We start from the raw sequence: 14,835 nt of genomic DNA, 5'->3' as shown, positions 1-14,835 counted from the left end.
TTCTGCTGATTTTAGACCTTAGTTCGGAGCATCACATAGAAACCGAACCTCTGTTTTCCCCTGATCTGGCTGGAATGTCCGGCAAGTATTCGGCTGGCCATTGGTTTGCCCCACGATGGGGAAGCCACCTCGCTACCGACTTTCCGGTATCGCTATCAGGCCCGTTGCTCAGATGTGAGAAGCGCCTCGTGACAGCGGATTCCCGGCCAAGCGTCCGAATTTCGGACGGCTGACCATCTCGGGGGGTTTTCGGCGCGCGCGCGTATCCGCGTGTTCAGTCGATTTCTGAGGGGTTAAGGGTTTGGCTTTCATGCCTTTCCCACCTTTTCAACACCTCGATAATTGCCTCACGATAGGCACGAAGAAGAACCAGAAGCTCTTCATAAGCATCAGGCAACTGGCCAATCAACACCAGATTCCCTGCCCGCAATTCGATCTTCAGACCGTACCAATCAAGCTCCATCAAAATGGCACGAACAGTCGCCTCAGCATATGTGTCAGGGTGTGTGGGGGTAGAAAGGTTATCCCTTACATGCATGTATGCGCGCGCACGCGCGTGGCCGATTAACAGATTGACCCCATCACACCCTGACACAGAGGGCCTTCATCACCCCTGATCCCCATGCCGTTTGGGAAGCAACGTAATACCCTGCACAAGCTGCACCGGATTTCCGTTGCCGATCCGTTTACGAACGTATTTCAAACCCTCTGTACGCTCCAGCATCCCACGAAGCCGCTTATTGTCGGCTTCAGGCTCACCGTTCTGGTGGCACCATTCCTGAAAATCCTTTAAAAGATCAGAAGGCTTGCTTGAGCGGCAAGGATCCAGAACACACCGTTCAGCGAGCCACTGACCGAAACTGTCCTGAGCCTCAAAATATTCGTCTGTTGCCTCACGCACGACCTTCGGGCGGGGCAATCCATTTTCCTGCCATTTCAGGCATCCGTCGATCATCCACTGGAGGATAGCAGGCCACTCAGTGATCAGCTTCTGCTCAAGCTCCCGATCAGGGTTCTTTGGCTTGTGAATGAACGGTACGATATTGAACCTGCGCCGTGCGGCTTCATCCACATTCTTCAGGACAGGCTTGTGATTGCCTACAATGGTCAGCTTGAACTCGGGCAGAAAAGTAAAAAAGTCCTGCCGCATGAAGCGGGCCGTGATCGGATCGCCGCCCGTCATCTGCTTGATCCTCGCTTCTGCCCAGGCACGCCCTTCTTCCGTCTCTGAAGCTGTCACTAATCGCGCTCCACGCAACATCGCCAGATCAGTTGGATGCTTGTCACCATGACCTGCGGTGAATGTATCCATCGCGGCATTGGCAGCGTAATCACCCATGATTTTCGCCACGGTATTCAGAAACACGGATTTGCCGTTCCCGCCGGGGCCGTAACAGAAAATGAGCGCATGCTCCCGGGTATCGCCGGCCAGGCAATATCCGCACCAACGCTGAAGGAATTCGATCAGATCCGCATCGCCATTGGTCGCTTCACTCAGAAACCTCTTCCACAATGGGCAATCATCACATGCGGGTGCGATGGCAGTGCGTTTGGTGATCATGTCGGCGGGAGTGGCAGGGCGCATCTTCCCAGTCCGCAGTTCGATCGTTCCCCCGGGTGTTGCCAACAGGAATGGGTCGCGATCCCACTCTTCAGACGTGACGGCAAAAACCTCGTCACGCTGTGCAAATTTCTCGACCCCACCGGAAAATGATGCCTTACCTGCTGCGACACGGGCCTTGAGGTCCGCTGTTGCGCTGATCTCTCCAGCTATGCGACGTGCAAAGGTATAGGCGCGATGTTTCTTGTCCTGTTTCCAGTGAGTGCCGCCCCAACCATACCATTTACCAACGGAATGACAGAACTTTAGACGTCCGGCATAACGATTGGCGAATTCGGTCGCAACAGCATCTTCGGTGAGCAACCCTTCCGATCCCACCTCGATAACTTCACCTTCGTGAGCGGCTACCATTGCAACTTTCTGGGTATTACTGACCAGATCAAGCAACCCATCTTTGGTGCCTCCGGCCCGCAACCAGTCTGACACGTCCCCTTTTGCAGGCAGCCCCGGCAATCGCACGATTTTTACAGATGAAGATACTTCCGAAAGAGCTTTGGCGATGGAAGTAGCATGCGCTTCTCCTGCCTCGTCATTGTCAGGCAGAACGACAACATCACGGCCTTTCAAGGAGTGTGTATAATCATTACGCCACTTACTCTTTTGCCCAGACTTGGCTGCTCCTCCGGCGTTGCAGGTCGCGAGCAGGCCGATGTTAAACAGAGCATCCACATCTTTCTCGCCCTCGACAACGAAGACAAGCTCATCCTTTTTCGTAATAATCTCGGGCAAGCGGTATAGAACCCGCCGCACATCTCCCAGACTCCATGCACCATCTGCGCGACGTTGACGAAAATCCTTCGGCTCGTAACGGAGCACCTGATAGAGAAGTGCGCCCTTCTCATCTCTGTAGTCGTAAGTAGCGACGATACGACGCGAGATGGATGCACGGGCCTCTGACTTATTAAGACTCACACCTACGTTCTGACAGAACTGAAGAGCCTCTGCTTTATCGAGATGGCGTTCACGCTGAACCAGATCCAGCATCCCGCCACCGATATTGGCCTCATGATCAAACCAGGTGCCTGCCTTCTCGCCAGCGATCTCTACGGATAAGCTCCCGCGAGATCCAAAGCGCATTTGTGACCGTGTGGAATACTGCCGGTTCGGCTCACCAAGCACCGCGCGCGCGATAGCAGCTGCACAGGCTTTAAACGGCGTTACAGAAGATAAACTCACTCAACCGAGCTCCTTCTGCGTGAAATAGATGATGCGGTCAGCGCCAGCGTTGTAAGCCCTGAGAGCCCTGTCCTCTTGGCCTTTGACCAAACGTCCATACGGCCAGCACGGGTCTTGATAGAGCGCCTCGATCTGCTTCTGCAGAAGGATCAAGGCTTCGTCGGCAGTGACGCCATCACGCCTGATCTCATCGACCAGCATCCGGCCATCGTCCTCGGGTGTCTCCAGCCCATCCGTCGGAAACGACGTCTCACGGATCCAGATCAGTGCAGCCTGTCGGGTCTTTTCGAGATAGCTTCTGGCCAGATGCGGCTGGATCGTGTCGCAGCTCCGAAAAAGCGTTTCGATATATTCCAATGCCACGTCGAGCAGTTCGATCTTGCCCGCTTCGGTCAGGTCTCTTTCAAGCAGACCAAGAGCGAGATCAGAGCCAAGCGCCGCCAGATTGAGCTTGAAGGTCTTATGCCGCTCATCCCACCACCACGGATCACCCGGCAGGCAATCTGCGAGATCGGACGGGAATACATCCACAATCATGTCATTCGGATTGAGCGCCCCCGGTATGGCGGGCAGCGTTTCATCACTGACACCCTTATCGTGGATTGCCGCCATTCTCTGGCAAACAATCCGGACACATCTCAAGCTCCCCACCGAGCCGACGCGCACCCATGTATTGTCGAGAAAGACCGCACAGGGCGCATAGACGCGCTGCTCGTGCTCATCGACCATAGGCTGCACCCAGAAACGAAGCACAAGGCTCCAGTCGATCACACCATCATCGACAACCCCCTCGGGTGCATCCTTGCCAGACTTCACTGATGGCACAGGAAGTTTCACGGAGAGGTTCGAATTACCCGGCCTTTCGGCAAAGTTCGACCGTTCCCGTTTTTCAGGGTTCATTTTGCGTACTCCATGGCACGCGCTACGAGTTTTCTATGGACAGACTGACCTGAAATTCGCTATCAGGAGGGTATTGGTTGCCTCTTGATGCTGGTTTTTCAGATCGTCGTCCTGTCCCCGCAGGCGGCGTTTCTGGTTTTAAGAAGCATTGAGTCTTGGAAGATTTTGCAGCCAGTTCACCAATGATTCACGAAGAATCAAAGTTGATGAACCTACTTTTACAGCTTCGATTTTCTGACTCTTGATTAGTCGATACATTGTCGCCCGACTCACTGCCGCAAATTTACACGCATCGTTGAGACGCAAGGCAAAACTAACTGGTGTGTTTTGATTCATTTCCGATGCCCCCAAAAGAGTTTTATTTCTCTTCTCGGCCTCCACGCATCTGCGCGGGCATCGCCTTGGTCATCAGACCAGATCCATAAGGATCTGTCAGGCAGCCAATCCAGTATTCCAAGCGTTAGCGCCACTCGCCTTGCAAGCATCAGCCCAAGGGCAGGCTGGAATACCGATAAGCATTTCATACTAAATGCTCTGATGTGTCTAAATACAGATAGAAGCACCGGCATGCAAAAGCTTTTTCCAAAAATTACCCGCGTTGGCATCAATTTTGTCTCGTGCTGTCTCAGTGCGTCGCAAGACATAATTACTATTGGATTAGGTTTCATTTTGATCTCCTTTCATCGCCAACACATCCCGGCACAGGCTGACCATCAGGGCGTCGTCATCGTCGGACGGGTCCAGCCAGTCCAACGCGATCCGCGCCTTGTGCTGCATGTCTTTCGCCCCGCGCGCCGAGGTTGCCGCCAGCTTTCTGCGTTCTCTCCGCATGACACGGGTGATCCGGTCGATCTGGTTCCAGATAAGAGCGCGGACCGGTTGCGATATGTCGGCGTTGGCTTTGTTCGCTTGGCGGTCGCGCGCCTTATCGAGCGCGAGCAGCCTGCGAGCGGTGCGTTCTGCAGGGGTCATGCTGCTTTCTCCTTGCCCATTGCTTCACTCATCCACGTGGCGCGCTCGGCCATCCTGTTCGCCAGCCAGTTCATGGCGTGCCGTTCCGTAATCTCAGGCGGATTGTCTCCGGGATCAGCTCTGGTGATCTGAACAAACAGATCCGCCATTTGCTGAAAGTCATCTAGGAGACAGGTCGGACACCGCATCTGCATGACGATCTCGCGCTCGTCCGGCGTCAGGTCTGCGGTGGTTTGGGGTTCTGCCTTTTTCATCACAGAGCCTCATCGATCACGGCGCAACGGCGCTCGATTTCCTCACCGAGAAAGAGAAGGGCCTCCCCAGCTTCACATCGGGTCGAATTGCTGAGGTCACACTCCGGCGCGTGGATCAGGCCACGACCAGCCCAGCGAGCCAGCGAAGCAAGGTGTGCGATGGCGATGGATGCCGTGTGGATCTCGTCGCGTTTTTCTTTGGCCAGAGGCGTGATGTTATCTTTGGCGATTTCCTGCGGGTTCATCGCACAGCCTCCACGGCATAGGCGTGGCCCGTCGTGACGGGATCGCAGGACGCAAGCCCTACAACAGACAGCGCGATGAGGAATGAAACGAGGACAGCCGCCAGAATGTTGGCGCATGTTTCCTCTGCCCGCTTTGACACGGGTGTGCTAAGGCCGTTTTCAGCCATGTCCGAAACTCCGCTTCGGTTGTGGTTAGGCTGAAGGCGGGACTCTCACCTCCCTACTTCAGCCGAAAACAGTTGCTTTTCAGAGCAACCTTTGCCAAAATGAATTATATTTTCGCAGAAGTCAACCAAAAAGGAAAACCTGTGGCAGAACCTGATTTGAGTCCTGCTCAGTGCCGAGGAGCAAGGGCAATGCTCGAATGGAATCAGGACAGGCTGGCGGAAGCAGCCGGAGTATCACGACCTACGATCAAGGATTTTGAACGGGGAGCCCGCACTCCCCATCCCAATAACCTCGCAGCTATCCGCGCTGCCCTAGAAGCCGCTGGGGTGGAGTTCACAAATGGTGATGCGCCTGGCGTCCGCCTGTTGGGGGCCACCGCTCAAGCAACGAGACAGCGTGAATTAGAAAAACAGAAAAAAATCGAGGAATCTGGCATTCTGGAGGCGAGATTTAGTGCCCGGGACGGCGCCAGTCTAAAAGCACCAACCGCTCCTGCGCCGCAGCCTAAAAAGGGAAAAGGAACATGAGAAATTTAGTCACTTCCTTGCCGTTGTGGCATAGAATTTTTCAACAAAAATTACTGCGAATCCGATGAAAAGGCAGCCTGACGAATATTCGAACGATTTTAGTCATTGGAAGATGCAAGAGATCATTCGACTAGCTGAAATCCAATTGGATTCTCAGCATCAGGAGTGGATAAGCAGTCAAAATCGTGCTTGCTCAATCATAGGATGGATTATTCCGATAATGGCCACGTCGGTGGCTGTTGCTCACTATACGGGATATGAAACCGCTGGTTGGGTGTTGGTAACTGCGGAAATGCTTTCAGTCTTATGCGCACTATATTCAATTAGCCCGCGCAAATGGATGAGAGAAGATAAAGAATCTCTAGATTTAGAAAAACTTAAGGAACTACCGAAAGAAAATTTTTTAGCCAATGTTATAGAAACTTATAAAAACCAGATTTTTATAAATAAAAATACATTAAATCAGATAGACAGTTGGATTACCGCTAGCTTACTATTTTTAGTATTCGCACCATTTTTTGCCGCAGCATTTCATCTTGCGCTTCATTCTTTTCCGACAGCACACTCGTCTTTAGAGGGAAAGATTAAAAACCATTCCTCGGAGGTGCATTACTATATAAACGTGCATTTGTGAAAATCTGCGTCGCATTAGCTTTCAGTCTCTAGGTCAAGAATCTCTGCATAGCGGGGATTGGGTTGCCCTTTATGTCACATTGTCACCACCATCATCGGCTGAGGCTGAGGAAAAACAAAAAGGCTGCTCTATGAGATACTGGTGGGTCAATCATAAGCAGACATACGATCAGGAAATAGGAGGCGGCTATATTTGGTCGCCCAAGCGGCGAGCAGACGGCCACCGCAACCATTTTTACGATAACATGCGACAGGTACTTCCCGGCGATATTGTGTTTTCCTACGCCAAAGGTCTCATTCAACAAATCGGCATCGCTACACACCCAGCGGTCACAGCACCCAAACCTGGCGAATTTGGTGTGGCAGGCGCCCAATGGCATCACGACGGATGGATGATCCCGGTCAAATGGCATGCTCTTCCGCATGCATTCTCCCCCAAAAGTCACATTAGAGACTTAGCGCCTCTGCTACCGGAAAAATATTCACCCATATCTCCGGAAAGCGGCAACGGTAACCAAGGTGCATATCTTGCTGGTATCTCCGAGGAGCTCGGACAGCGCCTTTTGTCTTATCAGATGCCTGCCTGGTCGCGAGACGTGCTAGCCCTCTCCCAAGGGATGGATGACGATGACGGCGCCTTACGCACGCTAGACGATGCAATTGCTCAAAGTATTAACAACGATGTTAATCTCAATGACACAGAGCGTTTGGCACAGGTACAGTCGCGACGTGGGCAAGGGCGTTTTCGATTGAACGTTGAAGAGATCGAGACAGGCTGTCGAGTGAGCCAGGTCACAGACAAACGTCATCTTAAAGCGAGCCATATCAAGCCATGGCGGGCCTGCGAAACAGGAAATGAACGCCTAGACGGGCACAACGGCTTTCTTCTCAGTCCTAACATCGATCATCTTTTTGATCACGGCTACATCACCTTTACGAACAACGGCCGTGTCAAAGTCTCTCCGGTCGTTGATTGCACACAACTGATGTTTCTTGGCTGCGTCGACGAAATGCCAGTAAGGGGCGCCCCCTTCACGGAACGTCAGCAAGAATACCTCGCTTACCACTTTGCGAACGTCTTTATTCCCGGCTGAGATGGAAGCTAACACTCTTCGAAGCATCTGGCGTGATCGCTACCCCACAAAAGACAGCTCTTCATACACCATTGCACCGTTGGTGCTGGTAGGCTTCTTTGCAGGAACGGGAGGGGGGCGGAATTACCTGCATCCATGTGGCTGGCTTGGGAGGTGCAGGCGAAGATCATATCCGGGGCATATAACCGGATGCATATGCCGCTAGTGCGAGGTTTGTCTCGGAGCACGGTGCACATTCTGGGGTTACGTTGAGTAAATCGATGTAATATCAATAAAACTTACAAAACGCTTACAAGAAAAGGAGAAGGCTCGTGGAAGCTTATGCAATTTGGAACAATAAGGGGGGGACTGGGAAAAGCACAGTCACCTTCCATGTGGCATCGCGTTTCGCGGAAAAACACCCAGACCGCAATGTCTTGGTGATTGATCTTTGTCCTCAAGCGAATTCATCGATGATGCTTCTCGGTGGGGGCCAAACTGGAGAAAATCAACTACTAAGATTGTGCTCACAGACTACTCCCCACAGTGTGGTGGGTTACATCAGTGAGGCTATTCTGAAGAGACATACTCCCGATGCGTCCGACTTCTATGTGAAAGTAGATTCGATAAACGACAAAATGCCGGAAAATTTATATTTGATGTCTGGGGATGGAAACCTAGAAATAATGGCATCAGCAATTGGCGACGAGGCGAATAGAACCCCCTTCCCTGGGTTAGCGGATCCTTGGATGTGGGTACATGAAATATTTTCTAGGCTTCTAAGGAGCCTATCGAAAGACAATTGGACAATTTTTATTGATACAAACCCATCTTTCGCAATCTATACTGAACTGGCAATATGCGGTGCGACACGGCTGTTGGTCCCAGTAAATGCGGATGATTCATCTCGCGTTGCAGTAAAGGCTTTGTTCGCACTGTTGTATGGCACCACTCCCCCGCATCCTTTTTTTGGTAATTATACATTCGCTGCAAAGGCAAGCAGCCGCTCGTTGCCTATCCCTAAATTTCATCTAGCGATAGGAAATCGCTTCACTCAATACAAAGGTGCCGCAGCTGCTTTTTCTGCCTTCTCTGACGCCACAGCAGAACAAATTTGGACAGAATTCCAAGCGCATCCGGGACGATTTTCCGCAAGAACACCACGACCGTCCGATAGAGAGAGTTTTCTTGCCGACTATGTAGGAGAGTTGCGAGATTTCAATACAGCTGGAGTCGTAGCCGCCCATCATGGGACACCACTATCTAAGATGCGGCAGGATTATTACTCCGTTCACAATGATCCGGACGTAAAGGTAAATCGATCTCAGATCAATGCGGGTCTCACAGCAGTTGATAAGCTCGTGGAAAAGATAGATCCCTAAATCATCTGGTCTAGTAGAGAGCGGCTAAGATAAGCCGCTTTCGCAGATCTGTTGTGTAATTTGGCTCATCCGATACTACCGCATGCCAATCCAATCAGGCTTGAAGTGATCTTTAGGCAGCAGATTCATTAGTAGCTACATACCAATTAACCATCATCTCCCGCCGCTTATCGAACAGATCCCCTCGTCGATAAGCGGCCTCGACCTTGTTGCTGATGGCGTGCGCCAGCGCCATCTCAGCCACTTCGCTGGGATAATCGGTGTCTTCAGCCGCCCAGTCGCGGAACGTGGACCGCAGGCCATGCACGGTGACGTCTTTCGTGCCTGCTGCAATGTGAAGCGCCTTGGACAGAGCCACATCTGACAGCGGCTTGCCCCGTTTCTGACCGGGAAACACCAGATCACCGGCGCGCTCATCCCGCAGAAGCATGACTTCCTGCAGGACGGCCACAGCGCCGTCAGACAGCGGAACACGGTGCTCCCTCCCCATCTTCATCCGATGCGCCGGGATCGTCCACACGCGAGTCTTTAGGTCGATCTCTGACCATGTTGCGTTGCGGACTTCTCCAGACCGGGCGGCGGTTAGACAGGTGAAGCGTACGGCCTTGGCGGCCATCCCCTGAGATTCGGCCAGAGCGGCCATCACACGCCCAATATCTTTGCGATCGATGGCCTTGTGGTGCTCCACCTTGGAAACATTTGAGGGTTTGGGGAGAATCGCGGAAATGTGGCCTTTCCAGCGCGCCGGGTTCTCGCCTACCCGCCAGCCATGGGTCCGGGCGTAGTCGAGGATGCGCTCCATCCGGCCACGCAGCTTGTCTGCCGTTTCCGTCTTCTCCACCCAGATCGGGCGCAGAATGGAAAGGATATCGTCGGTCTCGATCTGGGCGACAGGCTTGTCGCCAATCAGATCATAGGCATGCAGTTCCAACGATCGGCGCCAGTTCTTCGGGCGCAGTGGATCGCGCCAGCCGGCCGCTTGGTCGGAGATGTATCGCTCTGCCACATCACGGAACGGAATTCCTGCTTCCCGCCTTCTGACAGCATCTTCGCTCCGACGTTGCTCCAAAGGATCAACCTTCTGGTTAAGCTGGCGTCGGGCGTCGGACGCGAGCATACGGGCCTCGGCCAGAGATATGTCATAGCCAGACCCGAGGCTCATCTCCCTGCGTTTGTCGGTGACAGGGCTTTTATAGCGGAAGGTCCATATCCGTGATGCTCCACGAACGACCAGCCAGAGATTGCCACCATCGCACAAATCGCCATCTTTGTGAGTTGCTACTTGTCTGGCCGTTAAACGATTCGGTGCGAGCCGACTCATAACCTTCTTCGCCCCTCATAATGCCCCTCTTAAAACATGCGTTTAGCAGAGTCGCCGTGAGAAGTACAGAGATAAGAAATATGACAACTTACTGTATTTTATAACGATTCTTGACGCTTCTGGATACCGCCTGAGACGTGGGTTTCCTTCCTACTTCGGGAACCATTTGTTACTTCTCCATAAAATCAGGTGACTGCACCGTTCTCTTGGCTGCTTGTTCTGTGTGTCGTTTCGCTACGGACAAACATGCAGAATGCCGCTTCCCCGCCTGAAGTGATATTTTCAATCCCTCAATTTTTCCTACGTGTCTTGAGCAGGATGATTTTTTCCATTCCGCCGAGGCTTACCTGTCAGTGGATTGATCCTGACTTTCCTGACTTTCTTCGTCGTATCTGGCGCCACATGACAGTCGATTCCCTCTGCCCGTCTTGCTGCAGCAAAATTCTCTGCATGTGATAACTGCGCGGCTTGATAGAGAACCTTCTCTCCGATCATCACTTTGTGCTGTTTCACAAGCTCCTCCTGAGTGAAAACAACTTTCCGGAACATCAAACCAGAACATGTTTAGCGCAACACGCCAATGATATGACGCATCAGGCTATGTCTTGGCTTCATATTACGGGGCTGTTGCCAGTTGCACTCAATAGAAAGCCCGCTTTTCACGGCCTAACATCAGTCAGAAGGCCATAGCCTCATCGCTGACAGCAAAGAATGGTATGATTCTTCGTGGTTAAGCCGCTAAGGGAGCGTTCAGTGAACCTGTTAACGCACCTGTTTGAAAGGACGCATCCTGCGCTGGTGAAGAACGGATGAGAAAGCTTGTTATGACCATGCATTCATTGTCATGAGCGCGGTGTACAAACACTCATAAAAATCATACCTCTGCGATAGCGAGATAAATCGCATCGACAATTAGACAGCCCTCTTCAACCATTCTTCCAAACCATGGATATCATGACTCGAAGAAAGGTGCTTATCCGCCGCCCTGAATGACAAATAGAAAAGCGTAACGCAGTTACACACCTACAGAACCGGACACTAAGTAGCGACAGCACCAAGCAGTTTTCCGAATATCTTTGGAGACCATCGACTGAAATCGAAATAATCGCTACCAGGATCTTTGCTGTTTATGATCCGGCTCCACAAATCTCCCATGTAACCATGACGGTCGAGACAGTCGTGGACGTCGTGACAGTATCCATTGGAAAGAAAAGCCATCACTGCGGCCCTCTGCATGGACGTCAAGGACGGAGTGGTGGAAAGTTCGTCCGGAGAGCGGGCCGACAGACCATCCAGCATCGAACGTCCATAAGTCAGGACGCACTTGCCATCAAGCAGGCCCATCATCCCGACAGAAGATGAGATTGTGAGAACCGCTTCTACAAAAGGCAGAAGAGGCTCTGATACGCCCACACTTAAATCTTCCGGGATAGGTCGAAAATTCGGAAATTCACGGGCAATCGCGGCTTCCATTTCCGGAGGTAGCCGCCAAAGCGGATGATAGGTTGCTACTGCCAGCCACTCAGAGGGAAGATCGGAGAGCCACCGCATGAGAAGCGCATCAAGCGGGATGGTTTCATAGGCGCCTTCATAAGTCAGCCAGTCGGGAGGCTGGAAGGCCAGAAGTGCGACAGGACGTCCCTCTTCCCTGATACCGGCCAACCACTGATCCAGCCCGCGCGTTTTGGCTGCCTCAACGCAGCGATCACGAACATTATGCTGCCAGAGCGCGAGAACCTCATCAGCGTCTGCTTTCGGCAGAATGATATTTTGCAGACGCGAAGCCTCTTTACGCAGAAGATTGGCGGTCTGATGCCCACTCGGATCAAAGAAAAAGGCTGATTGACCGGTTATGCGCGGCAGAGGAGCCATTTCACTGAACACATGGCGTTTGTCGTGAAATACAGTCTCGATATAACGGTTCTGTGCATAGCTCAGGATCAGATCCGGATTGAAGCTCTCACGAATTTCTTCAAAAACATCCACAAGGGCCTGATTAACAGGCGGAGTGGATGCCGGAGCATACAGATCTCTTACATAGCGGTATCGGTCACCTTCGAAAGCCTCAAGCACACGCCGGGGACTGACTTCGATCTGCAGCGTTGCTGTTTCGGGTCCGGTTCCGCGAAAGAAATCACAGAGCCACGGGCTGGTCGCTATGGCGAAGTTAAACCGACCACCACCCGCAGCGTTTTCCATTCTGACAAATTGCGCGACCCAGCTGACCCACACGCTGAGCATCTGTGGATCATTTCTGAAGCACGCTGGCTCCACATAAAGCAGGATGTTTTTCATGATGTGTGGAACTACAATTGTGCAAAATGAAGCATGGCATGTGCCTTACGAAAGAGACAATCCTGCTTGGTATGTCATTTTGATGAAGAGGCCGTTACCATGTCCCACTACGGCAATGACAGAAACCATGCCGGAAAGTGCGCAGCGCCTGCCCGAAAACAGCACTTTCTCGATCACGCCTCATCGCACCCGTCAGCGCTCAAACAGTGATGTGTTATCTGTCAGCTCAATGGGTGAACGCTCATCCTCGTATTTCCCGACAGTATTCGTCACGCCGTCGCTCTTCCCCACAGATTAGTGGATTGATAGCTTCAAATCACTGAAGCCTGCGCCTAAGCTCTCTGCAAACTGAAGGGAACAGGCTTCAATGAAACGCCTGATTAAGAAAAGTCTTTTGGCTATGGTGTGCGGTCTGTCGGCGGGAGCCGTTACCGCACAGGCTCGGGAAAGCGCACCTCCGCTTGCTCACGCGGCGATTGACGAGCACGAACATATCGCTCTGTCTAACGGCGGACTGGATGCCTCCGTCGATCTGGTGGAGAAACCTGATTGCAGCGCTCCCACCCTTCTGAGTGGTAATGATGCACTGGTTTCAGGGGCCTGTCGCATGGCTGTGCTCACCCTGAAAGACAGCACCCATCCGGATCGACCGGCCTTCACCACATTGCTGACCCCCTACAGTCGGGACGGCAGCGATGTCCGTGACCTTCAGCTTGATCTGCGCCATCTGGATGCCGCCTCCCCGCTCCCTCAGGCCGTTGTTTCGGTCTACACTGGAGGCGCTCACTGCTGCGCCCTGACATCCGTTGTCGGGATGACGAAAAACGGTACGTGGAGTGCGACACGGACCTCTGAACTCTCCGGAGAAGATCGGCCGTTTTTTGCCGATATTGACAAGGATGGCGCTCAGGAAATTGTCATCGGCGACAGCAGTTTTCTCTATACCTTTGCGTCCCACGCGGGGTCTTACACACCGGCGATCATTTATCGCTACACCGACGGCCGCCTTGCGGACATCACGACGGACAGCGTGTCCCGACCCTATCTGGAACAGAGTCTCAAAGAAAACGAAGGATTCTGGGTTCAGCAAAATCGCAGCGAACCCAACGGTTTTCTTGCCTATTATGTCGCCACCAAAGCCAATATGGGCCAGTTCCAGGCGGGATGGTCCTACATGCTGCCGCGCTACGATCATGAAATTGACGCGGCGTTTTCTCTTTCCCGCTGCGCTCTCGGAGGACGGCTGGAAGCAGAATGCACCGCCGATGAGCAGGCTCCCCTTCCTTTCCCGCAGGCGCTGGCCGGTTTTCTGGTCGCTGGCAATTACATCACATCGGAACAGGCTCTGGCTACAGCACCGGAAGCAGAAGCCGCGATCAGGGCAGCAGACCATTACAGTCCTGACTTCTCCTGTCGTACCCCGCCCCAGAAAAACGGCGTAGCCATCATGTTGTGTGAAAACAGTCAGGCTGCTGAACACGAGCTTCAGTTCGATCAGGTCTATTACGCCCTGCGACAACTCGTCGGTCCTGCTGGCTGGCGTGCGTTGAAGCAGGAAATCATTCTGGCTGAAAATACTGTTGACCAGCAATGCGGTCTTCCGGTTCCGGGCGAGGCAGATCAGACACTGCCGTCCAATGCCATCAGCTGTTATGCAACAGGCATGGACGCCCTGTCGGAGCAATATCGCAAAAAACTGTCCGGCCCCGCTCTGGAAGAGTCAAAACGACCGATTGACCAGCATATCGCTCTTCAACGCCGCCTGATAAAGCTTGGATACTTGCCGGCAGGCTCAACCGCTGACGGTGTGTATGGTGAATCCACCCGGACTGCCATTGCAGCATGGCAACGCGACACCGGTCGTCCAGACGTTTCGTCTTTCCTGTCTGACGCCGACGCAGCCGTGCTTCTGGGAACACCGGCTACTGTCGCGGAAACCACCAGACCTGCTGAAGCAGTATCGCAAAAGACAGCTCCGCCTTCTCCGGAAGTCGCTCCGTCCGCGCCTGTTCAGTCTGCAAAAGGCACGTTCCAACTGTTTGGACTGTCAGGCATCACAGCCCTGCTAGCTATAGCGGCCGGAATTGCGCTGTATTTCGTGCCGTTCGTGATTGCCTGTATTCGTGACACAGTGCGGAAACCCGCTGTCTTTGTCGTTAATCTATTCTTCGGCTGGACTGGTCTGGGATGGATTACAGCACTGGTCATGGCGTTGACATTTATACGTATGAACACAGAGTATTCCGCAAGAAATCAGCACTGAAGCCA

At 52.8% G+C, this 14,835-nt stretch carries 17 protein-coding genes; 6 read left to right on the top strand and 11 right to left on the bottom strand.

What is annotated here, in order from left to right; translation table 11 throughout:
* Positions 1–274 precede the first annotated feature (274 nt).
* From EMQ_RS14860 to EMQ_RS14825, 8 genes are all read right to left on the bottom strand, one after another.
* A complete protein-coding gene (locus tag EMQ_RS14860) occupies positions 275–538 on the bottom strand; it encodes a hypothetical protein (RefSeq protein WP_231367907.1) in 264 nt (87 codons plus the stop codon).
* Positions 539–607: 69 nt separating this feature from the next.
* A complete protein-coding gene (locus EMQ_RS17275; protein ID WP_231367908.1) occupies positions 608–2,797 on the bottom strand; it encodes a phage/plasmid primase, P4 family in 2,190 nt (729 codons plus the stop codon).
* Positions 2,798–3,697, bottom strand: coding sequence for a hypothetical protein (locus tag EMQ_RS14850; protein WP_018307763.1), 900 nt, complete (start codon positions 3,695–3,697; stop codon positions 2,798–2,800). It abuts the gene before it with no gap.
* 138 nt (positions 3,698–3,835) lie between these two features.
* The gene (locus EMQ_RS17425; protein ID WP_081470950.1) at positions 3,836–4,033 is read right to left on the bottom strand and encodes a helix-turn-helix domain-containing protein; all 198 of its coding nucleotides are present in this window, start codon (positions 4,031–4,033) and stop codon (positions 3,836–3,838) included.
* Positions 4,034–4,354: 321 nt separating this feature from the next.
* Positions 4,355–4,669: a hypothetical protein gene (locus EMQ_RS14840; RefSeq protein ID WP_018307765.1), complete on the bottom strand. Its 315-nt coding sequence runs from the start codon at positions 4,667–4,669 to the stop codon at positions 4,355–4,357.
* Entirely contained in the window at positions 4,666–4,923 is a 258-nt protein-coding gene (locus tag EMQ_RS14835; protein WP_010668618.1) for a hypothetical protein, read from the bottom strand. Before EMQ_RS14835 ends, EMQ_RS14840 begins: the two co-directional genes overlap by 4 nt.
* Positions 4,923–5,168, bottom strand: coding sequence for a hypothetical protein (locus EMQ_RS14830; RefSeq protein ID WP_010668617.1), 246 nt, complete (start codon positions 5,166–5,168; stop codon positions 4,923–4,925). Before EMQ_RS14830 ends, EMQ_RS14835 begins: the two co-directional genes overlap by 1 nt.
* The gene (locus EMQ_RS14825; protein WP_018307766.1) at positions 5,165–5,335 is read right to left on the bottom strand and encodes a hypothetical protein; all 171 of its coding nucleotides are present in this window, start codon (positions 5,333–5,335) and stop codon (positions 5,165–5,167) included. Before EMQ_RS14825 ends, EMQ_RS14830 begins: the two co-directional genes overlap by 4 nt.
* Positions 5,336–5,434: 99 nt before the next feature.
* Between EMQ_RS14825 and EMQ_RS14820 the strand changes: the two genes are divergently transcribed.
* The 4 genes from EMQ_RS14820 to EMQ_RS14805 all read left to right on the top strand — a co-directional run bounded on the left by EMQ_RS14820 (position 5,435) and on the right by EMQ_RS14805 (position 8,951).
* On the top strand, positions 5,435–5,863 hold the full coding sequence (locus tag EMQ_RS14820) for a helix-turn-helix transcriptional regulator (RefSeq protein WP_231367909.1): 429 nt from the start codon (positions 5,435–5,437) through the stop codon (positions 5,861–5,863).
* A gap of 220 nt (positions 5,864–6,083) precedes the next feature.
* Positions 6,084–6,497 (top strand): hypothetical protein, encoded by a 414-nt coding sequence (locus EMQ_RS14815; RefSeq protein ID WP_155877611.1) that lies wholly within the window; start codon positions 6,084–6,086, stop codon positions 6,495–6,497.
* Between the two features lie 130 nt (positions 6,498–6,627).
* Positions 6,628–7,590 (top strand): HNH endonuclease, encoded by a 963-nt coding sequence (locus tag EMQ_RS14810; RefSeq protein ID WP_018307769.1) that lies wholly within the window; start codon positions 6,628–6,630, stop codon positions 7,588–7,590.
* Positions 7,591–7,901: 311 nt separating this feature from the next.
* On the top strand, positions 7,902–8,951 hold the full coding sequence (locus EMQ_RS14805; protein WP_010666809.1) for a ParA family protein: 1,050 nt from the start codon (positions 7,902–7,904) through the stop codon (positions 8,949–8,951).
* 112 nt (positions 8,952–9,063) lie between these two features.
* Here EMQ_RS14805 and EMQ_RS14800 read toward each other — a convergent pair whose 3' ends face one another.
* From EMQ_RS14800 to EMQ_RS14790, 3 genes are all read right to left on the bottom strand, one after another.
* The gene (locus tag EMQ_RS14800; RefSeq protein ID WP_026199977.1) at positions 9,064–10,272 is read right to left on the bottom strand and encodes a tyrosine-type recombinase/integrase; all 1,209 of its coding nucleotides are present in this window, start codon (positions 10,270–10,272) and stop codon (positions 9,064–9,066) included.
* A gap of 300 nt (positions 10,273–10,572) precedes the next feature.
* On the bottom strand, positions 10,573–10,785 hold the full coding sequence (locus EMQ_RS14795) for a hypothetical protein (protein ID WP_026199978.1): 213 nt from the start codon (positions 10,783–10,785) through the stop codon (positions 10,573–10,575).
* 525 nt (positions 10,786–11,310) lie between these two features.
* Positions 11,311–12,513, bottom strand: coding sequence for a hypothetical protein (locus EMQ_RS14790; RefSeq protein ID WP_018307771.1), 1,203 nt, complete (start codon positions 12,511–12,513; stop codon positions 11,311–11,313).
* A gap of 52 nt (positions 12,514–12,565) precedes the next feature.
* Between EMQ_RS14790 and EMQ_RS14785 the strand changes: the two genes are divergently transcribed.
* Positions 12,566–12,865, top strand: coding sequence for a hypothetical protein (locus EMQ_RS14785; RefSeq protein WP_132012084.1), 300 nt, complete (start codon positions 12,566–12,568; stop codon positions 12,863–12,865).
* Positions 12,866–12,934: 69 nt separating this feature from the next.
* Positions 12,935–14,830 carry a superinfection immunity protein gene (locus EMQ_RS14780; protein ID WP_010666965.1) on the top strand — a complete coding sequence of 632 codons (1,896 nt, stop codon included), beginning with the start codon at positions 12,935–12,937 and terminating at the stop codon, positions 14,828–14,830.
* Positions 14,831–14,835 lie beyond the last annotated feature (5 nt).

This window comes from Acetobacter aceti NBRC 14818 (assembly GCF_000193495.2).
Classification (GTDB): Bacteria; Pseudomonadota; Alphaproteobacteria; order Acetobacterales; family Acetobacteraceae; genus Acetobacter; species Acetobacter aceti.
Note: the sequence above shows the minus strand (reverse complement) of the source record. Positions and strands in the feature narration are given on the sequence as shown.